At 26.7% G+C, this 1,720-nt stretch carries 1 protein-coding gene and 1 tRNA gene; both read right to left on the reverse strand.

Translation table 11 applies throughout. The annotated features are described in order from the left end of the window. Positions 1–780: 780 nt before the first annotated feature. Complete coding sequence (locus KQI89_RS17975; protein ID WP_279231035.1) at positions 781–909, reverse strand: hypothetical protein; 129 nt, start codon at positions 907–909, stop codon at positions 781–783. 614 nt (positions 910–1,523) lie between these two features. Then, a tRNA-Arg gene (locus tag KQI89_RS17405) sits at positions 1,524–1,600 on the reverse strand. Positions 1,601–1,720: the final 120 nt, after the last annotated feature.

Genomic DNA, 1,720 nt, shown 5'->3' on the forward strand with positions numbered 1-1,720 from the left:
GAAAACTCTGAGTTTAATCTACTCAAAATAATTCAAAAGAATTGCTGGTCTTTATATCATCTTTTCTGTTCAATTTTCAAAGATCAATTTGCTTCTTTACCGAAGCGACTTACTCATCTTATCACGTATATTTTTACTTGTCAATACTTTTTTTATCCTTGTGTTTGCTCCATTTGAGCACTTCAAGTGACAAATGTTATTTTATCAAATTTATTCAAATAGTTGAATCTAGAATAAAGAATTATTGAATATTATCTTCATAATTCTTTTAAATTATACTTTTTTCTTTATTTTATATATATTGATACGCTAGGTAAAGTTTTCTTCTTATTTTAAACTTCACCTTACTATATTTAGCAGTAACACTCCCTTTCTTAATTCTTTTTTATTATTTTTAGTTATATTAGTTACAAATTTATCTATTTTATTTTTCCTCAAATACAAAAATTTTCTTATATATTTATAAGATCTAGTAAAAAAACTCTACTATAAAATACTCTAAGCTGTTATCAAAATCATTAATATTTATAAAATATACCTACATTTTTTATAAACATAAAAGTTCTAAATTAAGCCTATCTTCTTTAATCTTCCCTATATAATTAGAATCTTTATCTATATTATTTTTATACAATGGCTCTTGCCTTTTTATTTTATACAATTGTTTCCACTATATCCCTTAAGTAAATTAGTATAATCTCTCAATAACAAACACTATATATGAAGGCTGTTGTTTTTTACAACAGCCTTTAAGATTTCATTAATCACGCTAAAGTTGTTTTACTCTGTAGGTTCCCCTTTAAAATTTTTATATCTTGGGGGAGTTTTTTTATAACTTTTGGGTTTTGGATTATTATTTATTGCTATTCTCGCTTCCCCTTTAGCATTGCTATTATTTTTTTTATCCATGATAAAACCTCCTTTAACTTAGTTTTTACCATAGAAGATTTAATATTCAGGGAATATTAAATACCTATTATTTAATCCTTAAAGCTTTAAGTAATTTTTTAAGTTTTGTTTATTAAAATCTATAGATGAACTATACTAGTCCCCAAACCTATTTACTGAAATTTTTATAATTGTTTTTCTATAAAAATCCTTTTACTACAAGTCACAAATGAGATATCCTCTAAATTTATAATTTCTACTTCTTAAAACACTTCATCTATAGTATATAAATCTTCTTCTTATGATAATTCTACCGATTCTTTAGGTAATTTATTAGTTAGAAATAAGTATTTAGCTACCAGCCCTACATTCATCCATAATAATCCTGTTAGCATAGCTTGAATTGCAGACACTAAAGATCCCACCTCATCTTATTTACATCTTTTATCATATAAAACTCTGAAAAAAGTTGCTTACACCTTTCATATTTTATATAGCAATCAATATACTGATTTATGTAAATACATTCAATTTTCTTAGCCTTTTATTTTTTATCTTTCTGGTGTGGGAAAAGTATGGAAAATAAAAATATAGCTAGGTTTGTAATTTTACAAACCTAGCTATATCAATTTCTTTGGTGCGCCCAGAGGGATTCGAACCCCCGACATTTGGATTCGAAGTCCAACACTCTATCCAACTGAGCTATGAGCGCTTATTAAATTATTATAAAAAAATAAAGCCAGTAATTAAACTAGCTTTTGTGGAGCGGGTGAAGGGAATCGAACCCTCGTAACTAGCTTGGAAGGCTAGCACTCTACCATTGAGTTACACC

Origin of the sequence: Clostridium simiarum (assembly GCF_018919175.1) — a bacterium.
GTDB classification, from domain to species: Bacteria; Bacillota; Clostridia; order Clostridiales; family Clostridiaceae; genus Clostridium_L; species Clostridium_L simiarum.